This window comes from Janibacter sp. LM (assembly GCF_039631275.1).
Lineage (GTDB): Bacteria > Actinomycetota > Actinomycetes > Actinomycetales > Dermatophilaceae > Janibacter > Janibacter terrae.
In genome coordinates, this window is record NZ_JBDIVG010000033.1 from 53870 (window position 1) to 72967 (window position 19098).

Genomic DNA, 19098 nt, shown 5'->3' on the forward strand with positions numbered 1-19098 from the left:
GGAGCGACGCCCTCCGGACCACGAATCGGGCCCGGGCCTAGGGTGGGCGACGTGGACCACGACCCGATGCGCGACCTGCCCATGACGGATCCGATCCTCGACCGCGACGGGCCCGCGCGCAGCGAGCCGGGACTCCTCCGCGGACTCCTGGAGGACCCGGCCACCCGGGTCGTGGAGCTCGTCGGTGACCGGGTCCCCCTTCGCCCGGACCGCTCGTTGGCGCTGCGCCCGCCGGCCCCGGAGGACGCCGACACCCTCCTGCTCTACCTCGGCCGGCACGAGGGCGTCGCGCACCTCGCCGCGTGCCGGCCCACCCCGCCCGGCAACCCGGTGCCGCGCGAGGAGCGGCTGGACGCCGCCCCCTTCGCCGGTCTGCGCGAGGTCGCGGTCGACCTGAGCCCGGCGCAGGCCTCGCTCTTCGCCACCGCGCTCGGCCTGGCCAACTGGCACGTGCGCCACCCGCGCTGCCCGCGCTGCGGCGAGCCGACCGAGGTCGTGCAGGCCGGGTGGGTGCGCCGCTGCACGCGCGACGGATCCGAGCACTACCCGCGCACCGACCCGGCCGTGATCATGGCCGTGACCGACGCGGACGACCGCCTGCTCCTCGCGCGCAACATCGGCTGGCCCGAGGGCAGGTTCTCGGTGCTCGCCGGGTTCGTCGAGCCGGGGGAGACCATCGCCGGCGCGGTCGTCCGCGAGGTCGGCGAGGAGGTGGGGGTGACGGTGACCGACGTGCGGTTCGTCGGTGACCAGCCGTGGCCCTTCCCGGCGTCGCTGATGATCGGCTGCACCGCGCGGGCCACGACGAGCGAGCTGACCTGCCAGCCCGACGAGATCGCCGAGGCGCGGTGGTTCACCCGCGAGGAGTTCCGCGAGGAGCTGCTCGCCGGGTACGTCAGGGCGGCGGGGCGGCTGTCGATCTCCGGGCGGCTCATCGAGGGCTGGCTCGGCGGGCGGCTCGACGAGGTCGGCTGAGCGGGTCGTCAGGCCCGGGTGAGAGAGTGCCGGGGTGATCGACGTGACCGGCCCGCAGTCCGCCGACGACGTCCTCGCCGCGCTCGACCCCGAGCAGCGCGAGGTCGCCGCCAACCCGAGCGGCCCGATGGCCGTGCTCGCGGGTGCCGGGACCGGCAAGACGCGGGCGATCACCCACCGCATCGCCTACGGCGTGAGCGCCGGCGCGTACCAGCCGCAGCGGGTGCTCGCGGTGACCTTCACCGCCCGGGCGGCCGGCGAGATGCGCACCCGGCTGCGCGACCTGGGTGTGATCGGTGTGCAGGCGCGGACCTTCCACGCGGCGGCGCTGCGCCAGCTCCACTACTTCTGGCCGCAGGCGATCGGCGGGGCGGCGCCCGAGGTCATGGCCCACAAGGCGCCGGCGGTCGCCGAGGCCGCGTCGCGGATGGGCATGCGGCTCGACCGCAGCGAGCTGCGGGACGTCGCCGCCGAGGTGGAGTGGTCCAAGGTCTCGCTCCTCACCCCGGAGACCTACGCCGCAGCGGCCCGACGGGCCCGCCGCGAGCCTCCGGGCATGGACCTCACCGCGATGGCCCGCCTCATCTCGACCTACGAGGACGTCAAGGGGGAGCGGGGCGTCATCGACTTCGAGGACGTGCTGCTCCTCACCGTCGGCATCCTCGAGGAGCGCGAGGACATCGCGCGCACGGTTCGCGACCAGTACCGGCACTTCGTCGTCGACGAGTACCAGGACGTCAACGCCCTGCAGCAGCGGCTGCTCGACCTGTGGCTCGGCGGGCGTGGCGACATCTGCGTCGTCGGCGACCCCGCGCAGACGATCTACTCCTTCACCGGCGCCACGCCGCAGCACCTGCTGCGCTTCACCGACACCCACCCCCAGGCGTCGACCGTGCGCCTCGTGCGCAACTACCGCTCCACGCCGCCGGTCCTCGCGCTCGCCAACAAGCTCCTGACGGACCCGAGCGGCCAGCGTCGCGGTGGGGCCGTCGAGCTCGTGGCCCAGCGCGAAGGGGGAGATCCACCGCGCCTGACCGCGCTCGACGACGACCCGGCCGAGGCCGCGTGGGTCGCCGACCGGGTCAAGGAGCTCGTCGCCGCCGGGCGGCCGCTGCGGGAGATCGCGGTGCTCTTCCGGACCAACGGGCAGTCCGAGGCCTTCGAGTCCGCCCTCGCCGACGCCGAGATCCCCTACCTCGTGAAGGGCGGGGAGCGCTTCTTCTCCCGCAAGGAGGTCCGCGAGGCGATCCTGCTCCTGCGCGGGGCCGCCCGCACCGACGACGGCAGCAAGCCACTCCCTTCGCTCGTCGGGGACGTGCTCGGCGGCATGGGCTGGCACGAGGACGCGCCCGCGAGCACCGGGGCCGTGCGCTCGCGGTGGGAGTCGCTCAAGGCGCTCGTCGACCTGTCCGCGCGACTGGCCGCCACCAGCCCGCAGGCGCGGCTGCCCGAGCTCGTCCGCGACCTCGACGAGCGGATCGCCGCGCAGCACGCCCCGGACGTCGAGGGCGTGACGCTGGCGTCGCTGCACGCCGCCAAGGGCCTGGAGTGGGACGTCGTCTTCCTCGTCGGCTGCTCCGACGGGCTGCTGCCGATCATGATGGCGGAGGGCGCGGACGAGATCGAGGAGGAGCGACGCCTCATGTACGTCGGCGTCACCCGCGCCCGCGAGGTGCTGCACCTGTCGTGGGCGCGCGCCCGGACGCCAGGGGCCCGGGGGACACGGCGGGTCAGCCGCTTCCTCGACCAGACGGCCGGCATCCTCGGCGAGGGCGCGCGGTCGACGCCGAAGAAGTCGTCGGCGCCCCGCGGGAGCAAGCTCAAGGCGGCGTGCCCGAAGGTGTGCAAGGTGTGCGGCACCGAGCTCGGCACCGCGACCGAGCGGGCCTCCGGCCGCTGCCCCGACTGCCCGCCGTCGTACGACGAGGCGACCTTCGAGCGGCTGCGGTCGTGGCGCCTCGCGGTCTCGCGGGCGGCGTCGGTGCCAGCCTTCGTCGTCTTCACCGATGCCACGCTCGAGGCGATCGCCGAGGCGGCGCCGACGCACCAGCGGGACCTCTCCGCGATCAGCGGTGTGGGCCCCCGCAAGCTCTCCCTCTACGCCGACCAGGTGCTCGCCGTCATCGGTGGGGCGGACCCCGACGAGGTCGCGACGGCCGCCGCCGAAGATCCTGCGGACTGACCGGGGAACATCCGCAGATTTAATGGGTTGGCGCGCTCCCACCGGGTGGTCTACGTTTGATCCTGTCAGTCGGGACGTGCGCGAGCGTGTGGCCCGAAGAGCGCAACCGACGAGAGGAGGGCAGCACCCATGGACACGATCACCACGATGATCCTCGCTCCGATGACGGCTGCCCTCGTGCCGTCCGCCGACCTCCTCGGCGGCGCCACCGGCGTCTTCATCGATCGCGACCGCACGGTCGCCGAGCCGAAGACCCCCTTCGTCGTGGACCCGCGCCCTGCAGGACTCTCCGTCTAGTCGAGACGGACCCAGGTCCTCCCTCTCAGGCCGCGGCATCCCACACACCGGGAACCGCGGCCTTCGTCGTGCTCGGACGTCGCCGCCCCACCCCTCGAACAGCACAGCACCGCACGCTCGCCACAGGAGACCCCGTCGTGACCGCACTGACCACCCACCCACCGATACAGCGGCTGAGCATCCTCACGCCCTGCCAGGTCGAGGATCCGGAGATCTGGTTCGCCGAGACCCCTGCCGGCGTCGAGTACGCCAAGGCCCTCTGCCGGGACTGCCCCTTCCGGGAGCTGTGCCTGGACGGCGCCCTCGAGCGCCGCGAGCCCTGGGGCGTCTGGGGCGGAGAGCTCTTCGACGCCGGCCGCATCATCCCCCGCAAGCGGCCCCGCGGCCGCCCACGCAAGCACCCCGTCCCCGCGTGAACGACCCCTCGAGAGGAGGTACCGCGATGAAGTTCCTCAAGCTGCCCCGGCTGCGTCCCCTCGACCAGCCCCTGTCCTACGTCCCCGATGTGGAGCGTCGCCTCGCCGAGGCCCGCCGCCACGACCGTCCCGTTCACCTGAGCTTCCGATGATCGGATCTCCCGTCGCCGAGACTCGGGCGATGGCTGCTATGACGAGTGAATAGCAGCCATCACCCGAGTCTCGGCGCGGGGCGAGTGCCGTGGGAGGCTGGAGCGCATGGCCCCCTCCCTTCGCATCGCCCAGGACGAGACCGCCGACGAGCTGCTCTCGAGCGACCCCTTCGCCCTGCTGCTCGGGATGCTGCTCGACCAGCAGTTCCCGATGGAGCGCGCGTTCGCCGGGCCGGCGAAGGTCAAGGAGCGCTTCGGCACGCTCGACCCCGCGGCGCTGGCGGAGGCGGAGCCGGAGGCCTTCGCGGACCTGTGCGCGACGCCGCCCGCGGTGCACCGCTACGGGCGCTCGATGGCCGGCCGCATCCAGGCCGTCGCCGCCGTCGTGCGCGACGAGTACGACGGTGACGTGACGCGGATCTGGACCGGTGTCGAGACCGCCGAGGTCGTGCGACGGCTCAAGGCGCTGCCCGGCTTCGGTGACCAGAAGGCGCGCATCTTCGCCGCGCTGCTCGGCAAGCAGCTCGGTGTGCAGCCCGCGGGCTGGCGCGAGGCGATCGGCCCGTACGCCGAGGACGGCTCCCGCCGCTCGGTCGCCGACGTGACCGACGAGACCTCGCTGCAGGAGGTCCGGGACCACAAGAAGGCCGCGAAGGCCAAGGCAAAGGCCGACAAGACCAGCGGGGCCTAGACCGCGGCGAACCCGGGGAGGTGGCGCTCCATCGCCCCGCGCGCCGCGACCGTCGCTCCCAGCTGGCACAGGACCCCGGTGGAGCCGAGGAAGACGCGGTGGATCATCGCGTACTCGCGCGGCATGTTGATCCGCAGCCCGGTGGCGAACTCCGGCGCGCGCAGGTCGGTCACCCCGCGGGTCACCGAGCGCAGCCACTCGCGGGTGAAGGCGTGCTCGGGCTCGCGGAGCGGCTCGATGAAGGGGAGCAGGTAGCGCAGCAGCTCGTCCGCGTCGAGCTCGATGCCGGGCAGGACGAAGCCCTCGGCGCGCAGCCCCTCCAGGACAGCGGCGCTGTCACCGGCGAGTGCGTGACGCGCGAGGGCGCCGATGACCGGCGGGAAGCCCTGGGGCAGGCGGGCGACCGCGCCGTAGTCGACGACCCCGAGGCGCCCGTCGGGGGTGAGGCGGAAGTTGCCGGGGTGCGGGTCGGCGTGGAGGAGCCCCGCGCGCGCCGGGCCCGACAGCATGAACCCGAGGTACAGCCGCCCGACCCGGTCGCGCACGTCCTGGTCGGCCTCCCGGATCACCTGTCCGAGGGGCGCGCCGTCGAGCCACTCGCTGACGAGCACGTGCCGGGTCTGCAGGACGACGTCGGGGACCGCGTAGTGCGGGTCGTCGCGGAAGGCCTCGGCGAAGGCGCGCTGGTTGGCGGCCTCGAGCGCGTAGTCGAGCTCCTCGTCGGCGGCAGCGAGCAGCTCCTCGGTCACCGGCTTGACGTCGAGCGCCGGCATCCACGTCGTCGCGACCCGGGCGAGGCGGGCGATCTGCTGCAGGTCGGACCGGAGCGCCTTGTCGGCGCCGGGGTACTGCACCTTGACCGCGACCCGTCGCCCGTCGGGCATCGTGCCCCGGTGGACCTGCCCGATCGAGGCGGCGGCGACGGGCGTGTCCTCGATCTCGAACTGCTCGCGCCACCGCGGACCGAGGTCTCGGACGAGCACACCGTGCACCTCCTGCGTCGTCATCGGGGGAGCGGCGTCCTGCAGGCGCACGAGCATCTCGCGGTAGGGCTCGACGAGGTCCTCGGGCATGGCGGCCTCGAGGACGGAGAGGGCCTGCCCGACCTTCATCGCGCCGCCCTTGAGCTGGCCGAGCACGGCGAAGAGCTGCTCCGCGGTGCGGCGCTGGATCTCCTCGTTGACGACGTCGGCCGGCGTGCCGGTGAGGCGTCGGCCGATGCCGCGGGCGCTGCGCCCGGCATGGCCGAGCGGGAGCGAGGCGAGGCGCGCGGCCCGGCCGGCGGCTCCGCGTGGGATCTGGGTCACCCGGCCATTGTGTCGCCCCATCCTGAGCGCGGGGCGGAACCCCCTTCGTCCGTGGGTGTCGCGACCGGACGCGCGCTCGGTTGGCCGCACTCGGGGCAGCCCGGCTGGGCCGGCCACCGGTGGCGCTCGAGGGTCGGGCCGGGCGTCGCGACCTCGAAGGACCACTCGGGCCACTCGACCCGCCCCGCGGCGTGGTCGAGGACGAGCGCGGCCGCCAGCCCGGCCGCGAGGAGGCGAAGGGCGGGACGCCCGTCGGCCGGTTCGGGCCCGGTGACCCGCGGCCGGGTCAGCTGGGCGCGCAGGGTCGGCCACCCCGGGTCGAAGCCCGCCCGGGTCAGGTCGAGGCAGTGCAGGCACGGCCGGCCTGCCGGCGCCAGGACCGGGCCGATGCTGGCGTGCTCGGGCTGGCACCACAGCGGCAGGACCGCGGTGCCCCGGGCGAGCCACGGCTGGACGGCGAGCGGGTCTGCCGGCGCGGGGCTCACGACGACGGCCAGGTCGGCGCTCCCTTCGCCTCCGGGACGCACCCGCGCGGCGTCCACCTGCTCGCCCTGCCGCAGGACGTCGACGAGGAGGGCGGGCAGCGCCCCGGCCCCGACGACCGCGACCCGGGGCGTGCGCCCGGCGTCGACGGGAGAGAGGACGCCGCGCCCGACGAGCCGGTCGAGGACCTCGGTGGCGCGGGCAGGGTCGATGCCCTCGAGCGCCGCGGTCGTCACGGCCTCGGTGAGCGCGCGGGCGGGGTCGAGCGAGGCGAGCCAGCGGCACTCCGCGTCGGTGAGCCCGACGAGCCGCACCGAGCGTGGTCCGACCCCGAGCTGGACGCTCCCGTCAGGCCGACGAAGGGGACGCAGGCGCGCCCCGCGCAGGTGGGGAGATGGGTGCATGGCGACTCGCTCGACTCGGGTGCGTGGTGCTCTGGGGCACCACTCTGGCCGAGTCCGCGATCGCGCGGCCGCCGTCATCCACAGGCCCCACCCGAACCCGCATTCCCCTGGGGCAATGCACGATCGAGGCTGCATTGCCCTAGGGGAATGCGACCTCGGTGGCCTCGGCGGCGAGGGCGAGGACGGAGGCGTCCGTGTCCGGCGGCAGGGCGTCGACGGGCCACCACGCGACGTCGAGCGACTCGTGGGAGACGACGGGGTCGGCGCCGGCCGCGGCCACGGCGACCCAGCGCAGGTCGAGGTGCTCGGTGCACCGGCGAAAGCCCGACCCGAGCGCGTGCCGGTCGAGCTGGGCCAGCCCCGGCAGCAGGGTCAGTGCACCGGCGGGCAGGCCCGACTCCTCGACGGCCTCGCGCAGCGCGGCGTCGGCGACCGACGCGTCGCCGGGCTCGATGTGCCCGCCGAACTGCAGCCACCGTCCGACCTTGCGGTGCAGGGTCAGCAGCACCCGCTCACGAGCCTCGTCGACGACGAGGCAGGAGGCGGTGAAGTGGGCGGGGGGTCCCCCCTTCGCCAGGACGTCGGAGGAGGCACCGGCGTGCGCGTCGAGGTGCGCGAGGTACTCGGCGCGCAGCGCCTCCTGGGCGGCGTCCGGCGCCGACCACGAGGTGAGCAGCGCCCGGAGGTCGTCCTCCCGGGTCACTCCTCGTCCGCCTCGCGCAGGATCGACTCGAGCGCGGCGTCGAGGTCGCTCGTGTCGGCCCCGCCGGCCGCCGTGCGATCGACGAAACCGAGCACGTCGTCGAGGTCGGCGCCCGTGGGCGCGACGTCCGGGTGCGCCCACACGCCGTCGCGACCGGTCGCGCCGAGCCGCTCCTCGAGCGCGGCGAAGAGGTTGGCGGCGTCGCGCAGCCGGCGCGGCCGCAGCTCGAGCCCGACGAGCCCGGCGAAGGTCCGCTCGGCCGGTCCACCCGTGGCCCGGCGCCGCCGGATCGTCTCGGTCATCGCGGCCGTGTGCGGCAGGTGCTCGCGGGTCGCCTGCGCGGCGACGTGGTCGACCCAGCCCTCGACGAGCGCGAGCAGCGTCTCGAGCTGCACGAGCGCCTGCCGTTGTGCGGCCGTCGGGCTCGGGTGCAGGAACCCGCCGGTGAGCGCCTCCTGCAAGGCCTCTGCGTCGGTCGGGTCGGCGTCGCGCACCGCGGCGTCGATCGCGTCGGTGTCGATGGCGATGCCGCGGGCGTAGGACTGGATCGCCGCGAGGATCTGCGGGCCGATCCACGGCACGGCGGTGAAGAGGCGCATCCGCGCCGCCTCGCGAGCCGCGAGGTGCAACCACACCTCGTCGAGGCTCACGTCGAGCCCGTCGGCGAACCGCGCGACATTGCCCGGGAGCAGCGCCACCCGCGTCGTGAGCAGCGGCACGCCGGCCTCGGTCGCGGTGAGGGTGTCGGCCGACAGCGTCCCCACGGCCTCGGCCGTCTGCGCGGTCATCAGCTGCGAGGCCATCGTGTCGACGAAGGGAGCCAGCTGCTGCGTGAGTGCCGACAGGTCCATCCCGGGCGGCAGGCCCATCGCCTGCAGGTCGGGGGCCTCGGGGCCCTGCAGGCGTGAGGTCATCGACTCCCGGATCGCGGCGGACAGGCCGTCGGCGACGGGGTCGACGAGCGAGGCCCACACGGGCATCGTCGCCTCGATCCACTCGGAGCGGGAGAGCGCGGCGCCCGTGAGCGAGGGCGCCTCGAGCTCGGTCACCTGGTCGAGCCACATCGAGGCGACGTGGACGGCCTGCTCGGCGAGGACGGACTCCCTGGTGCCCATCTCGTGGTCCTCGGACTCGGCGACCTCCTGGGCGGTCGTGGTCGCGGAGGTGACGTCGACCCCCTTCGTCATGGCCCCGGGGGTGAACATCGACCTGACCTGCGAGGTCATCGCGGCCACCTGCGCGGGGTCGGCGTCGGCGATGCCCATGGCCTTGAGCTGCTCGAGGACCTGGGGTGGCAGGTCGCGGCCGCCGTTGAGGTCACGGAAGATCTTGGCGATCTCCGATGGCAGACCGTCGTCCCCGGGGGAACCGGACGGGGTGCTGGGGTCGTTGCTCACGCTGGCGTCTCGTCTCTTCCTGAGAGGATGTGCTGTCCCCCAACCCAACCACGAGCGGTCCCGGATGGTTCCCACCCGGGCAGGAGGCCCTGTGAGCGATCCGACCCACACCACGTCGCGCAGCGAACGCGTCGCCACGTGGCTCATCGTGGTCTCGTTGGTCCTCCTCATCGTCGTCCTCGCGGGCACCTTCATCAAGGTCCCGTACGCGGTGGAGAAGCCCGGGCCGGCCACCGACACCCTGGGTCGCCTCGACGACGGCAGCCCGCTCGTCCGGGTCGAGGGCGCCAAGACGTACCCGACGGACGGCGCGCTGTTCTTCACGACGGTCCGCGTCCTCGGTGGCCCCGAGCGGCACATCAGCGGCTGGGAGTGGGTCGCCGGGCACCTCAACCCCGACGCGCGCGTGGTGCCCGAGGAGCAGATCTTCCCGAAGGACACGAGCGAGCAGGAGATCGAGCAGCTCAACGAGGCCCAGATGCAGGGCTCGCAGAAGAACTCGATCGCCGTCGGCATGCGCAGCACGGGTACCAAGGTCCCGCAGCGCAATGTCGTCGCCTCGATCGCCACGGGCCTGCCCGCAGACGGGGTGGTCAGGCTGCGCGACCGGGTCACCGCGGTCGACGGCAAGCCGGTCGCGCACGTCGCCGACATCGTCGCCGCGATCTCCGACCGCCAGCCGGGCGACGACGTCGAGCTCGGCATCACCCGCGGGGGCACGGCGCGCGAGGTCACGGTCAGGACGGCGGACCTCGGCGGCGGCCGCGCCGGCGTCGGGATCGGCGTCGAGGCGACGTACGACTACCCCTACGAGGTGCGCATCGACGCGGGCAACGTCGGCGGGCCGAGCGCGGGCCTGATGTTCGCCCTCGCCGTGCGTGACCGCCTCACCCCGGGCGCGATGACCGGCGGTCAGCAGATCGCCGGCACCGGCACCATCGACGACGCCGGCACGGTCGGCCCGATCGGCGGCATCGCGCAGAAGATGGTCGGCGCGCAGGACAGCGGGGCCACGTGGTTCCTCGCGCCCGACAGCAACTGTGCGGACGTCGTCGGCCATGTCCCGGACGGCCTGCACGTGGTCCCCGTCGGGGACTTCGAGGAGGCGTCCTCGACCGTCGAGGCCATCGCGAAGGGGGAGACCGCGGACTTCCCGACGTGCGAGGACGTCGTCAGGCAGTAGCGACCGTCTCCGCTCCCTGAGGAGGTCGCGAAGCGACCGTCTCGAAGGGTCAGTCCTCGAGCGTCGCCCGCAGCGCGTGCACCAGGCCGGGGGCGATGTCCTCGCCGGTGGCGACGCGGTCGTCGCGGTCGTTGGCCCGCTGGCGCAGCAGGCACACGGCGCGGCCGTCGCGGTGCACGGCGACGAGCAGGCGCACGTCCTCGCGCTGCGGGTGGGCCGCGAGCGCGGTCATGGCCTCCGCCGGGTCCTCCGGCAGGTCGCGCTCGGCGCCCGGCGGGATGACGATGCGCTCGACGGCGAGGGCGACCCCGTGGACGGTGTCGGGCCAGGCCATCCGCCCGAGGAGCGACTCGATGTCGGCGGTACGGGGCAGGTCCTCCTGCTCGATCGCCGTCAGCGCACCCGGCGCCCGGTCGGCGGGGGAGCCGAACTGCGCGGCCAGGCCCGGCTCGGCCGCGACGAGCTCGGCGGTGTCGACGAGGGCGAAGACGCGCGGGTTCTGGTCCCACCCGGCCGAGGCGACGTGGCGCTCGGTCTCGAGTGCGGTGACGGCCAGGGGCTCCGTGGTGGACCCGGCCGGGGGCTCGGGGGACGTGTGGTCAGGTGACGAGTCGGGCACGGGGACCATGCTGCCCCATCGGCTCCCGGGTGGGCTGGGTACGGTAGCCCCACCATGAGCAGCGCGAGTTGGCCGGACGACGACAGAGGGGCGCCGCCGCCCCGGGACGAGGGTCCTCCACCCTCCCGACGCGTGCCCCGACGACGGTTGGTCCGGGTGGCGGTCGCCATCGGTGTCGCCCTCGTGCTCGTGACGCTCGCGGCGAGCCTGTGGACGGAGTCCCTGTGGTTCGGCTCGCTCGGCTACTCCGGGATGTGGTGGTCGCGCCTGCGCACCCAGCTCGTCCTCTTCGTCGTCGGCGCCCTGGTCACCGCCGTGCCGATCGGCGTGAGCCTGTGGCTGGCCTTCCGCACCCGGCCGCTCTCGGTCCCGATGACGCCCGGCGAGCAGGCGCTCGCCCAGTACCGACGGGCCATCGAGCCCTTCCGCAGGGTGACGGTCCTCGCCCTTCCCGCCGTGCTCGGCATCCTCGGCGGTCTGGCCGCCGCCGGTCAGTGGCAGACCTGGCTGCTGTGGCGCAACGGCAGCGGCACCGGGGTCTCCGACCCCGAGTTCGGTCGCGACGTCAGCTACTACCTCTTCGCGCTGCCGTGGTGGAGCTTCGTCGTCGGCTTCCTCACCGTGGCCGCGATCTCCTCGCTGCTCGCGGCGGTCTTCGCGCACTACGTCTACGGCGGCATCGTGCCGCCCGGTCGCGGACGCTCCACCCGCGCCGCCTTCCTCCACCTGGCGATCATCGCCTCGGTCCTCGCGCTGCTGCGGGCGTGGAGCTACCTCCTCGACGCCCACGGCCTGACGACGCGCGAAGGGGAGGTCCTCACCGGTGTCGGGTACACGGGCGCGAACGCCATCATCCCGACGAAGTACATCCTCGCCGTCGCCGCGGCCGTGTGCGCCGGGCTCTTCCTCGCGTCCGTCCGGTCACGCTCGTGGCGGCTGCCGCTCATCGCCGTGGGCACGCTCGTCGTCCTCTCGGTCGTCGTGGGCGCGATCTACCCGGCGCTGGTCGAGACGTACAAGGTCTCCCCGTCGCGCAACTCGCTCGAGGAGCCGTACCTCCAGCGCAACATCGACGCCACCCGCGCGGCGTACGGCGTGACCGGGGTGTCCACGTCGACCTACGACGCGGTCTCCGACGTCTCCTCGGGGCAGCTGCGCGAGGACGCGGCGTCGATCCCGGGCATCCGCCTGCTCGACCCCTCGGTGATGAGCGCGACCTACCAGGAGCTGCAGGCGCAGCAGCCGTACTACACCTTCCAGGACGACCTCGACGTCGACCGCTACGACGTCGACGGCGAGACGACCGACGTCGTCGTCGGCGCCCGGGAGCTCGACCTCGCGAAGGTCCCCGCCGACCGGCGGGACTGGGTCAACGACCACACGGTGTACACGCACGGCTACGGCCTCGTGATGGCCCGCGGCACCCAGGCCCGCGCCGGCAACCCGCAGTGGATCTCGCCGGAGAGCGAGATCGGGGAGTACGAGCCGCGCATCTACTTCGGTGAGGAGATGGACCACTTCTCGATCGTCGGGGAGGGCGACACGTCGACGCCGCGCGAGGTCGACCGCCCGACCGGCGGTGAGGAGTCGCGCTACACCTACCAGGGCAAGGGCGGCGTCTCGATCGGCTCGTGGCCGCGCCAGCTGGCGTACGCGATCACCCACCGCGACACCAAGTTCATCCTCTCCGACGCCGTCGGCTCGGACTCGCGGATGCTCGAGCACCGCACGCCCAGGGAGCGCGTCCAGCGCGTCGCGCCGTGGCTGACCCTCGACGACGACATCTACCCGACGATCGTCGACGGCCGCATCCAGTGGGTCGTCGACGGCTACACGACCTCGCAGAACTACCCGTACTCGACGGCCTTCTCGCTCTCGGGCGTGCAGACGGGCCAGGTCTCCTCGGTCCAGACGCAGCAGCAGAGCTCGCTCGTGGGTGACCGGGTCAACTACATGCGCAACTCGGTCAAGGCCACCGTCGACGCCTACGACGGCACGGTCAACCTCTACAGGTGGGACGAGACCGACCCGATCGTCGACGCCTGGGACAAGGCCTTCCCGGGGACCCTGAAGAGCAAGAGCGAGATCAGCGGCGACCTCATGTCGCACCTGCGCTACCCGGAGGACATCTTCCGGATGCAGCGGGCGGTCCTCGCCGACTTCCACGTGACCTCCGCGGCCGACTTCCGCGCCGGCCAGGACCGCTGGCGGGTGCCGGACGACCCGTCCCGCGGGGACGACGGCGTGGCCCAGCCGCCCTACTTCCTGTCCCTGGCGATGCCGGACCAGTCCTCCCCTTCGTGGTCGCTCACGTCGACGTACATCCCCCGGGGATCGCGCAACGTCATGGCCGGCTACCTCGCCGTGGACGCCGACGCCGGTGACGTCAAGGGCAAGCCTGCGTCCGGCTACGGCGACCTGCGCCTGCTGTCGGTGCCGCGCAACACGACCGTGCCCGGCGTGGGCCAGGTGCAAAATGACATCGTCTCGTCCAACGCGACGTCCGGCGAAGGGGGGCAGACCCTCACCGACTACCTCAACAACGCCAACCGTGGCGGGTCGCAGGTCTCCTTCGGCAACCAGCTCGCGCTGCCGGTCGGGGAGGGCTTCCTCCACGTCGAGCCGATCTACCTCTCGTCCGCCTCCGGCACCAGCTACCCGCAGCTGCGGATCGTCGTCGTGACCTTCGGCGGCAAGGTCGCCTGGGCCCAGGACCTGGAGACGGCGCTCGACGAGCTCTTCGGCGGCGACGCCGGCGTCACGGGCGGCGGCGAGCCGACCCAGCCACCGAAGGAGCCGACGAAGCCGCCGAAGGAGCCCAAGAACCTCACCGCTGACGAGAAGAAGCTGCGCGAGGCGATCGCCGGGATGCAGAAGGCCTACAAGGACGGCCAGGACGCGCTGAAGGAGGGCGACTTCGCCGGCTACGACGAGGCGCAGAAGGAGCTGAAGAAGCAGCTCGAGGCGGCCGCGGAGGCCCAGCCCGGTGGGGGCTCGGCGGACCTCGAGGGGAGCTGATTTGGTCTGCTCCGTCCGTTCACGTAGAGTTTCATCTTGCAAGGCAACGACGCGGGGTGGAGCAGTTCGGTAGCTCGCCGGGCTCATAACCCGGAGGTCGCAGGTTCAAATCCTGCCCCCGCTACGAATTTCAGGCTCGGTTCCCTCTGGGGAACCGAGCCTGAAAGCTTTCTAACTTGACTCGGTCATCACAAAGTCATCATCTACCTGTTCAGCAGGTGCCGTCAGCGGCCCGCTTGCCCAGTTGCCTTGGACTGTCACGGGACGCCATGGAGCGGCTCGGAGCGTCCGGCCCACCTACTGGTCATGAAGACCCAAACGCATCCACTCAGTGGGCTCGACCCGCTCCTCAGCATCGAGGACCTTGCGGAGTATCTCGGGGTGCCAGTCACGACCATTTACGACTGGCGTGTCGACGGCAAGGGTCCATGCGGCGTCCGTGTCGGGCGTCATGTGAAGTTCATCCAGAGCGACGTGGTCGCCTGGATCGAGGCCCAGCGCGAGATTCGGCCCGGCGGGCACAGGGACGGACGGTGACCTGAGATGGGACGACCACGCACAGCGATCGGCACGTTCGGCGAGTTCACCTACGTTCCGGCGTCCAACGGCAGGATCAAGGCGCGCGTGCGCTTCCGCGACGACGATGGACAGCTTCGGCTCGTCCAAGCGACGGGAGACAGTCGCAAGTCTGCGGAGCGAGCCCTCAAGCAGAAACTCACGCGTCGCGATCGCATTTCCGCCGGCAGCCGAGACCTGTCGGGAGACAGCACGTTCGGTCGGCTTGTCGAGGTGTGGCTCGCGGATCTCGATCTCACCGACAAGCTTGCGCCGAGCACACGCGCGCTCTACGAGCGCAACATGCGCCAACTCGTAATGCCGGCCTTCGAGTCCCACACCCTCCGCGAGATCAATGTGCGCAAGGTCGACCAGTTCATCAAGAAGCTCGCGTCCACCAAGAGTTACAGCACGGCCAAGCAGGCTCGGACGGTCCTCAGCCTCGCCTTCGGTCTGGCAGTCCCGTACGACGCTTTGAAGGAGAACCCGGTCCGCGGGATTGCCAGGATGCACAAGCCGCCGTCGCAGACCATGGCGCTGACTCTTGAGCAAGTCGACGCCATACGAGACGCCGCACGAGGTTGGCGCCGCGCGCCAGGAACGCGGGGCCGCCGCCGGACGGTCAGTTGGAGCAGATCATCGAGGTCATGCTGGGCACTTCTGCCCGCATCGGCGAGGTGCTCGCGATCCGCAAGTGCGATGTCGACGTCACTGTGTCGCCGGCCACCGTGCGGATCTGCGGGACCATCGTCTCGCCGGCGGGCAAGCCGACGCATCGACAGGCTCATCCGAAGACGCAGAAGTCGACACGTGTGGTGTCGGTTCCGAGCTTCGCAGCTGAAGTGATCCGGCAGAGGCTCGTCGTCGTCGGTCCCGAGGCGCCGGATCACCTGCTGTTCTTCACCCGCAACGGCACGCCGCTGACGACCAACAACATCCGTCGGCGCCTGCGGGCAGTGCTTTCGGAAGCCGGGATCGACGCGGTCACTCCGCACGCCTTCCGCCGCACGGTCGCGACCGTTCTCGACCGGGCAAGTGGGCCGGACCTCGCTGCCGAGCTGCTCGGTCACACCTCGTCGAAGATCACCAAGGAGCACTACATCCAGCCCGACGAGGCAGTCGATCCAGTGACGGCCGAGATCCTGGAGTCGCTTGCCCCGAAGCGAGCGGAGGAGCAGCCATGAACGACGACATCGTGGAACCGACACCTCTTCCAAATCGTAATGCAATGCATTACGATGGGCGAGTGTTCGAGCGCGTCGACTGGTCACATCGCGGCGCCTACATGCAAGGCAAGCACGGCATCACGCCAGCGGTCGCCGACGAGGCGCTCGAAGACCCCAACCGGGTCGTCATTGACCCGGACTACAACAGCGATAGCGGCAGGAGCGTCAGGATCATCGGATTCTCGGTGACCGCGGATGATGTGATCACCGTGATCGTGCTGGAGAACGACGGGACCGAGTACGGCGTCAACGGATGGGCAGCAAACGAGAAGGACCGACGGCTCTACGCCGCAGGTAGCGAAGGAGAAGCGGATGACCAACGGGATTGAGGAACTGCTCGCAGCAGAGGCCGAAGCGGCTGAGGCGGCCGAGGCAACCAGCGACCCGAACGCGCCGCTGCCGGGGCACGTGAAGGTCACTCGCGGCACCGCGCGCTCGAAGAACCTCCAGGTCCGCTTTCGGGATGAAGAGTTCGACGAGCTCGCGGAATACGCCGACCAGCGCGGCCTCCCGGTATCGACGGTCGTCCGCATGCTCGTACTGCAGGCGATCGCACCTGCGGACGATCTGAAGGCCGCACTCGATCGGCTCGAAAGTGATCTGGCCGCGGTACGGCGCAAGGCGCTTAGCGCCTGATCACATCGCCGGGCCGGACTGTGCCCGGCGCGCCTCAGGTCGATGCACGAGGGCTGTAGCGAGCTCTTCCCGACTCGCAGCGGCCTTCTTCGGCGCCCGGGGTGCCTCAGCCTCGGGGCGCAGTTCATTACGCACCAGTTCAAGGAGTTCCTGGCACACATCGGCGGTCATCGGCACGTAGCGCTGTCGCGGCGGCTTCACGAGTCCAGCCGCGTCCTTGTCGACACGGGGGAAGGGCACGCGGGCGAAGTAGATCTGCTCGCGGGCGCCCTGCTGGATCACCTGGGTGATGCGCTCGTCGATCTCGCGCCCGAGTTGGGCGAGGTGACGAAGGGCCCCAGACTCGGCGACATCGGTTCCTGCCTGCACAGCGCGGCTGAACTGCTCGATACGGCTCGCTGCGAGAGCCGCTTGGCCAGCGGCAGGGCCGCCGTTGCCAACCATCCCGCCGATGTCATGGGTCGCGTGGATGAGCCGGAGGTACGTCGAGGCGCGGTCGGTCCACTCGGCCGAGGCGCGTGGACCGAGGGTGGCTGCGTCGCGGGAGACGATGCGCTGGGAGTCGAGGACGAGTCGCAGGCTCCGGGCGTCGGGGAACTCGCCGAGGTGAACAAGCAGGTTGTGCTGCGCCTGGAGTACGCCCGTGAGTCCGGGCAGCCCAGGTCCCTCAACGACAGTGCGGCGGGGCCGCCACCCGCGAAGGTCGATCGTGTAGTCGGGCTCGTCGTACCCCGCGAAGGTCGCGCACGTCTCGGCCGCGCGAGCGAGCCAGCCGGCGTCCTTGAGCGGCCGCCAGCCGGGGATGTTGGAGTAGCGGCGGTCGAGTCCGACGAGGCCACGGGCCACGTCGGAGGCGTCCTTGAGCAAGGTCATGCACTGCACCTGGGAGAGCCGGCCGTATCCAAGGCCGGCGTCGAAGTCGTGTTCGCCGAGCGTTGCGGCTCGCGCGACCTGCCGCCACGACTCGACCATCGCGAATGGTTGCTCGGAAGTCAGCTCGTCGAGCCCTGGAAGCCCGCTCGAGTGGGCGATCGCCACATCGAGCCGGTAGCGCAGTTCATCGGCCGGGCCGCGAGTCCGGGTGCTGGTTCCTTGGAGGTTCATCCGTGGGTTTGCGGCGCGTACCGCTTGAAAGCACCACACGAGCCCTGAATGGCGGTACCTGCCGATCTGCTCTCCAAGGAGGCGACGTTCCTCGACGGTCGTGGTCTCCGGAATGCTGTGGCTTCCGGCGCCTCCGAGGCGTTGCTGGACGCGGTGCTGGCGCAGCAGTGTGCTGAGTTCGGCGCGCAGGTGGCCGCCGTTCTCGGCGTACATCAGGGGAGGTCTTTCGCCTTGGCCGCGTCGAGCATGTCAAGCAGAAGCTCGACCTGGAGCGCGTCGACACCGTGGCCCAGCAGGTCCTCGATCGCCCGCTCCGCGATCCCGTAGAGGATCTCGGCGCCCTCGTCGTAGACGTCGCTGATGCCGGGGATGTAGTCGCCGTGGATGACGTCGAGATGGAGCAGGACGCGCTCGTACTCGGCTGATGCTTCGTCGTTGTACGCACGCCTTGCAAGCGCCGCGAGGTGCGACCGGGCCTCGGCGAGTGTGATCGCGTGAGAGAGCAACATGAATGGTTCCTTTCGATTCCGGGACCGGAGTCCCGCTTGATGACTCCACCTGCCAGGACGGCATCCAGGGCCGGCTGTGTGGATTGCTGTGGACGGCGCTGGGCGGCGTCGCTGGTGTGGATCAGCCAGCCCGGGCAGCGCGGACCCGCTCCTCGATCCGGCGGCGAGCAGCGACGTCCTCGACCACGAACTCGATGAAGTCGGCGCCGCGGTCCTCAATGACGACCTCGGCCCCGGCAGGTTGGGTGTCTTCACCCGGCCATGTCGTCTGTCGCGTAGGTCGGTCGTGGTCGAGGCGGGTCCCGCAGGTGGCGACCCATTCGCGCAGTCGCTGGCGGGCGTCGGCGAAGTCGCGGTGCCACATGATCGGGGCTGACGGCGACCCGTCGGGGTCGTAGGAGTTCAGCCAGTGCAGGTGCAGCGCTGAGAGCTCCCAGACCAGCTCGTCATGGCGATGCCAGAAGGGCGGGATCACCGTCGGCGGGAGACCGTAGGTCGACCGGAGCCAGTCCACCCACGCGTTGAGGTCCAGCCACTCCGCTTCAGCCTCTTCGCTGGAGAGGAGGTTCCAGTTCAGCGGCCGGAGTGGCTCTTCTGGCTCCTCGGGCCCGGAGTATTCGACTGAGCCGTTGAACATCGGATGGATGCTCGCGTCGAAGTCGGGGTCGAGCAGTGACTCCTGCGGGCCGTCGACAGTCGGCATGGCAGTTGCTCCGACTCAAAGGCCGACGACTCGCGGCGGCTCACTCGCCGCGGTCAACTGGTCGGCCGGCGGGTCGGGCTGGTTCGCCGGCGTCCGATCGACCGAGTACCGGGTCCAGGTGGTGTCGTGGCCGATGTGCTTGGCGACGAACTGTTCCCGGGTCACGGTCTGCTCGTTCCACGTCTTCTCGTACTCGGTGATGTAGCCCGAGGCGACGAACTGGTCGCCTACCCGGAAGCGGGCGTAGGCCCGCTTGGCGGACTCGCCGTACATCACGAGGCTGTGGAACGTCGGGTCGAGCTTGGTGAACGAGCCGTCGGGCTCCTTGCGCCAGTGCTCGACGCCGACGCGGGCGTAGAACCGGGCGTCCTTCGAGTCGGGCTTGCTCAGTTCGGGTGCGGTAGCGATGAAGCCGTGGAGGCTCATCTGGGTCGGGATGGTCATTGCTGACTCCTGCGATCTCGCGGACCCTCGAATGGCGTCCGCTCTCAGAAATCAGGCTCTCCTGACTGATCCGTGGGTCATTTCCGGCCTGGGA

At 71.5% G+C, this 19098-nt stretch carries 21 protein-coding genes, 1 tRNA gene and 1 pseudogene; 14 read left to right on the top strand and 9 right to left on the bottom strand.

Going from position 1 to position 19098, the window contains the following annotated elements; genetic code table 11:
* Positions 1–51 precede the first annotated feature (51 nt).
* The 6 genes from nudC (at position 52) to ABC138_RS15560 (ending at position 4713) form a co-directional block, all read left to right on the top strand.
* Positions 52–975, top strand: a complete 924-nt coding sequence (gene nudC, locus ABC138_RS15535; protein WP_068328990.1) for an NAD(+) diphosphatase — start codon at positions 52–54, stop codon at positions 973–975.
* A gap of 34 nt (positions 976–1009) precedes the next feature.
* Complete coding sequence (locus ABC138_RS15540) at positions 1010–3157, top strand: ATP-dependent DNA helicase UvrD2 (RefSeq protein ID WP_345914246.1); 2148 nt, start codon at positions 1010–1012, stop codon at positions 3155–3157.
* 129 nt (positions 3158–3286) lie between these two features.
* The gene (locus tag ABC138_RS15545) at positions 3287–3454 is read left to right on the top strand and encodes a hypothetical protein (protein ID WP_169701948.1); all 168 of its coding nucleotides are present in this window, start codon (positions 3287–3289) and stop codon (positions 3452–3454) included.
* Positions 3455–3600: 146 nt separating this feature from the next.
* A complete protein-coding gene (locus tag ABC138_RS15550; RefSeq protein WP_345914259.1) occupies positions 3601–3870 on the top strand; it encodes a WhiB family transcriptional regulator in 270 nt (89 codons plus the stop codon).
* 26 nt (positions 3871–3896) lie between these two features.
* Positions 3897–4022, top strand: a complete 126-nt coding sequence (locus ABC138_RS15555) for a hypothetical protein (protein ID WP_255218300.1) — start codon at positions 3897–3899, stop codon at positions 4020–4022.
* A 106-nt stretch (positions 4023–4128) separates the two neighbouring features.
* Entirely contained in the window at positions 4129–4713 is a 585-nt protein-coding gene (locus ABC138_RS15560) for an HhH-GPD-type base excision DNA repair protein (protein ID WP_068325620.1), read from the top strand.
* Here ABC138_RS15560 and ABC138_RS15565 read toward each other — a convergent pair.
* The 4 genes from ABC138_RS15565 to ABC138_RS15580 all read right to left on the bottom strand — a co-directional run bounded on the left by ABC138_RS15565 (position 4710) and on the right by ABC138_RS15580 (position 9007).
* Positions 4710–6020, bottom strand: coding sequence for an AarF/ABC1/UbiB kinase family protein (locus ABC138_RS15565; RefSeq protein ID WP_345914247.1), 1311 nt, complete (start codon positions 6018–6020; stop codon positions 4710–4712). The genes ABC138_RS15560 and ABC138_RS15565 overlap by 4 nt on opposite strands.
* Positions 6017–6907: a TOMM precursor leader peptide-binding protein gene (locus ABC138_RS15570; RefSeq protein WP_345914248.1), complete on the bottom strand. Its 891-nt coding sequence runs from the start codon at positions 6905–6907 to the stop codon at positions 6017–6019. The genes ABC138_RS15565 and ABC138_RS15570 overlap by 4 nt, the downstream gene beginning before the upstream one ends.
* Positions 6908–7046: 139 nt before the next feature.
* Positions 7047–7610 carry an NUDIX hydrolase gene (locus tag ABC138_RS15575; RefSeq protein ID WP_345914249.1) on the bottom strand — a complete coding sequence of 188 codons (564 nt, stop codon included), beginning with the start codon at positions 7608–7610 and terminating at the stop codon, positions 7047–7049.
* Positions 7607–9007, bottom strand: a complete 1401-nt coding sequence (locus ABC138_RS15580) for a zinc-dependent metalloprotease (RefSeq protein ID WP_345914250.1) — start codon at positions 9005–9007, stop codon at positions 7607–7609. Before ABC138_RS15580 ends, ABC138_RS15575 begins: the two co-directional genes overlap by 4 nt.
* 91 nt (positions 9008–9098) lie before the next feature.
* On the opposite strand from ABC138_RS15580, the gene ABC138_RS15585 reads away from it, so the two are divergent.
* Positions 9099–10190: a PDZ domain-containing protein gene (locus tag ABC138_RS15585; protein WP_068325610.1), complete on the top strand. Its 1092-nt coding sequence runs from the start codon at positions 9099–9101 to the stop codon at positions 10188–10190.
* Positions 10191–10239: 49 nt separating this feature from the next.
* On the opposite strand, the gene ABC138_RS15590 is transcribed toward ABC138_RS15585, so the two are convergent.
* Entirely contained in the window at positions 10240–10818 is a 579-nt protein-coding gene (locus ABC138_RS15590) for a PPA1309 family protein (RefSeq protein WP_338538543.1), read from the bottom strand.
* Between the two features lie 123 nt (positions 10819–10941).
* Between ABC138_RS15590 and ABC138_RS15595 the strand changes: the two genes are divergently transcribed.
* The 7 genes and pseudogenes from ABC138_RS15595 (at position 10942) to ABC138_RS15625 (ending at position 16244) form a co-directional block, all read left to right on the top strand.
* On the top strand, positions 10942–13827 hold the full coding sequence (locus ABC138_RS15595; protein ID WP_345914251.1) for a UPF0182 family protein: 2886 nt from the start codon (positions 10942–10944) through the stop codon (positions 13825–13827).
* 50 nt (positions 13828–13877) lie between these two features.
* Positions 13878–13951: transfer RNA gene (locus ABC138_RS15600), tRNA-Met, on the top strand.
* Between the two features lie 182 nt (positions 13952–14133).
* The gene (locus ABC138_RS15605) at positions 14134–14364 is read left to right on the top strand and encodes a helix-turn-helix domain-containing protein (RefSeq protein ID WP_345914252.1); all 231 of its coding nucleotides are present in this window, start codon (positions 14134–14136) and stop codon (positions 14362–14364) included.
* A gap of 6 nt (positions 14365–14370) precedes the next feature.
* Positions 14371–14712, top strand: a pseudogene (locus ABC138_RS15610) (site-specific integrase); the annotation flags it as partial.
* Between the two features lie 296 nt (positions 14713–15008).
* Positions 15009–15566 (top strand): site-specific integrase, encoded by a 558-nt coding sequence (locus ABC138_RS15615; protein ID WP_345914253.1) that lies wholly within the window; start codon positions 15009–15011, stop codon positions 15564–15566.
* On the top strand, positions 15563–15937 hold the full coding sequence (locus ABC138_RS15620) for a hypothetical protein (protein ID WP_345914254.1): 375 nt from the start codon (positions 15563–15565) through the stop codon (positions 15935–15937). Before ABC138_RS15615 ends, ABC138_RS15620 begins: the two co-directional genes overlap by 4 nt.
* Entirely contained in the window at positions 15921–16244 is a 324-nt protein-coding gene (locus ABC138_RS15625) for a hypothetical protein (protein ID WP_345914255.1), read from the top strand. The genes ABC138_RS15620 and ABC138_RS15625 overlap by 17 nt, the downstream gene beginning before the upstream one ends.
* On the opposite strand, the gene ABC138_RS15630 is transcribed toward ABC138_RS15625, so the two are convergent.
* The 4 genes from ABC138_RS15630 to ABC138_RS15645 all read right to left on the bottom strand — a co-directional run bounded on the left by ABC138_RS15630 (position 16245) and on the right by ABC138_RS15645 (position 19004).
* The gene (locus ABC138_RS15630) at positions 16245–17561 is read right to left on the bottom strand and encodes a hypothetical protein (RefSeq protein ID WP_345914256.1); all 1317 of its coding nucleotides are present in this window, start codon (positions 17559–17561) and stop codon (positions 16245–16247) included.
* Positions 17561–17857: a hypothetical protein gene (locus ABC138_RS15635; protein ID WP_345914257.1), complete on the bottom strand. Its 297-nt coding sequence runs from the start codon at positions 17855–17857 to the stop codon at positions 17561–17563. The genes ABC138_RS15630 and ABC138_RS15635 overlap by 1 nt, the downstream gene beginning before the upstream one ends.
* A 121-nt stretch (positions 17858–17978) precedes the next feature.
* A complete protein-coding gene (locus tag ABC138_RS15640; RefSeq protein WP_345914260.1) occupies positions 17979–18494 on the bottom strand; it encodes a hypothetical protein in 516 nt (171 codons plus the stop codon).
* A gap of 81 nt (positions 18495–18575) precedes the next feature.
* Positions 18576–19004, bottom strand: a complete 429-nt coding sequence (locus ABC138_RS15645; protein ID WP_345914258.1) for a single-stranded DNA-binding protein — start codon at positions 19002–19004, stop codon at positions 18576–18578.
* Positions 19005–19098 lie beyond the last annotated feature (94 nt).